This window comes from Pseudomonas meliae (assembly GCF_001400515.1).
Lineage (GTDB): Bacteria > Pseudomonadota > Gammaproteobacteria > Pseudomonadales > Pseudomonadaceae > Aquipseudomonas > Aquipseudomonas amygdali.
On the sequence record NZ_LJQT01000089.1, the window covers coordinates 1 to 3,070 of the forward strand.

A 3,070-nucleotide genomic window follows, 5' to 3' on the forward strand; every position below is an offset into this window, starting at 1 on the left:
GTGATCGTGCTGGCCGTGGACGGGCAATTGGCCGCGTATCTAGTCCCAGCCCAGCTTGACCACGACCAGCAAAGCCTGCGCGAAACCCTGAAGACCGAACTCCGGTCGCATCTGCCGGATTACATGGTGCCGACGCATTTCATCGTCCTCGACAAGATGCCGCTGACCGCCAACGGCAAGCTGGACCGCAAGGCGCTGCCCGCGCCGGATGCCAGCCGGTTGCAAGCGGCCTATATCGCTCCGCAAGGCGAGCTTGAGCAGCAACTGGCGGCGATCTGGGCCGATGTGCTGAAGGTCGAGCAGGTCGGTCGTAGCGACAACTTCTTCGAACTCGGCGGCCACTCGCTGCTGGCGGTACAGATGCTGGTGCGAGTACGTGAGCAGTTGCAGCGCGAGGTCGGCCTCAAGGACCTGTTCGAACAGCCGGTGCTGGCGGACTTCTGCACCACGCTGCAAGAAAAAAATGGCGAAAGTGACCATGCGCTGGACGAATTGACTAAATCACTGGAGGCACTCAAACGTTTATCAGCGGAGGAAATTGATAATTTGATTGCTTAGCAGGAGAGACCCCAGTGCAACAGTTGCTTGACTCCGTTAAATCGCTGTCCGCCCGTGAACGCAAGGCGCTGGCGGTCCTGCTCAAGCGCCAAGGGGTGAATCTCTACGGGGTCACGCCGATCGCTGTGCGGGAGACGCAGGCCTCGTCTGCGCTCTCCTATGCGCAGCAGCGGCAATGGATCATCTGGCAACTGGAACCGCACAGCGCGGCCTACAACATTCCGCTGGCGCTGCGCCTGCATGGCGCGCTGGATGTCGAGGCATTACGGCGTAGCGTCGAACACCTGATCGAGCGTCACGAAACCCTGCGCACCACGTTTGAACAGCAGGGCGACGAGGCGTTGCAGGTGGTGCATCCGGCGTCGCCGTTTGCGCTCGAAGTTGATCAACTGGCGGCTGGCGAAACGGTCGAGTGTTATGTCGATCAGGAAGTGCAGCAGCCCTTCGATCTGCAACACGGGCCGCTGTTGCGGGTCAGGCTGCTCAAACTGAGCGAGCAGGAGCACGCACTGGTGCTGACCCAGCACCACATCGTCTCCGATGGCTGGTCGATGCCGATCATGGTCGACGAGCTGATGCAGTGCTATCAGGCCGCCACACTGGGCCGCAAGGCCGAATTGACGCCGTTGCCGATTCAGTACGCCGACTATGCCCTCTGGCAGCGCAACTGGCTGGAAATGGGCGAGCAGGAACGCCAGCTTGCGTACTGGAAGCAACAGCTGGGCGAGCAGCAGCCGATTCTGGAGCTGCCCACCGATCGACCGCGCCCGGCGCTGCACAGCTACGACGGAGCGCGACTGAATGTCGAGCTGGATGCCGCGCTGCTCAACGACCTCAAGACTCTGGCGCGGCAGCAGGGCATCACCCTGTTCATGCTGTTGCTGGCGTCGTTGCAGACCTTGTTGCACCGCTACAGCGGTCAGGCCGATATACGCGTCGGCGTGCCCGTCGCCAACCGCACCCGCAGCGAAACCCAGGGGCTGATCGGCTTCTTTGTCAACACTCAGGTGCTCAAGGCCGACTTCGATACGCAAACCACCGTGGCCGGGTTGCTGCAGCAGATCAAACACACGGCTGTGCAGGCCCAGGCCCATCAAGACCTGCCGTTCGAACAACTGGTCGAAGCCCTGCAACCGCAGCGCGATCTGAGCCGCAGCCCACTGTTTCAGGTGGCCTACAACCACCAGAGCGAAGGCCACAACGAGGCCCGCGAACTGGCCGGTCTGCGCCTGGAATATCAGGTGTCCGACAAACACACCGCGCAGTTCGACCTGACCCTGGACACCTGCGAACGCCCGAACGGCCTGGCCGCTTCGTTGACCTACGCCACCGACCTGTTTGACGCCGCAACCATCGAGCGCATGGCCGGGCATTGGCGCAACCTGCTGACCGGCATGTGCCGCGACGTCAACCAGCGCATCGCTGATCTGCCGCTGTTGAGCGTCGATGAGCGGCAAGACACCCTGCGCGACTGGAACCGCGACCTTGCGGTTTATCCAAGTGAATATTGCGCCCATCAACGTATCGAAACCCAGGCCGGGCGCACGCCGCTCGCCATTGCCCTGAACTTCGGCGCCGAGCAATTGAGCTATCAACAGCTCAATAGCCGTGCCAACCAGCTGGCCCATAAACTGCGCGAGCAGGGCGTCGGCCCGGATGTTCGCGTGGGGCTGGCCGCTGAACGCAGTCTGGACATGATCGTGGGAATGCTGGCGATCCTCAAGGCCGGTGGCGCATACGTGCCACTGGACCCGGATTACCCGCAGGATCGCCTGAGCTTTCTGATGCACGACAGCGGCATCGAACTGTTGCTGACTCAAGCACATTTGTTGGGCCAGTTACCGATTCCTGCACATGTTCAGAAACTGGATCTGGCGGATGCGCTGGACCGTTACAGCACCGAAAACCCGGTCAACCAGACCACGCCGGACAATCTGGCCTACGTGATCTACACCTCGGGCTCGACCGGCAAGCCAAAAGGTACCTTGCTCGCTCATCACAACCTGATGCGCCTGTTTGCTGCCACGGATGACTGGTTCACATTCAACGAAAAGGACGTGTGGACGCTGTTCCATTCGTTCGCCTTCGACTTCTCGGTATGGGAAATCTTCGGCGCGCTGCTGCATGGCGGCCGACTGGTGATCGTGCCGCGCGAAGTGACCCGTTCGCCGGAAGACTTCCATGCGCTGCTGGTGGAACAGCGCGTCACAGTGCTTAACCAGACGCCGTCGGCGTTCAAGCAGTTGATGCGTGTGGCGTGTGATTCGCCTGCGCCGATGTCGCTGGAAAAAGTCATCTTCGGCGGCGAAGCGCTGGACGTGGCCAACCTGAAGCCGTGGCTCGACCGTTTCGGCGATCAGGCAGCGCAGTTGATCAACATGTACGGCATTACCGAAACCACCGTGCATGTCACTTATCGACCAATCACCGAGGCCGACACGCAAAACCCGGCCAGCCCGATTGGCGAGGCGATTCCAGGCCTCTCTTGGTATGTGCTGGACGCTGATTTCAA

The 3,070-nt window shown here is 61.1% G+C and carries 2 protein-coding genes; both read left to right on the plus strand.

Annotated elements, in window-relative coordinates:
- A partial coding sequence (locus ALO64_RS04030; RefSeq protein ID WP_094195070.1) for a phosphopantetheine-binding protein occupies window positions 1-558 on the plus strand: 558 nt, incomplete at its 5' end.
- A gap of 14 nt (window positions 559-572) precedes the next feature.
- The coding region (locus tag ALO64_RS04035; protein WP_157058625.1) for a condensation domain-containing protein at window positions 573-3,070 on the plus strand (2,498 nt) is incomplete at its 3' end.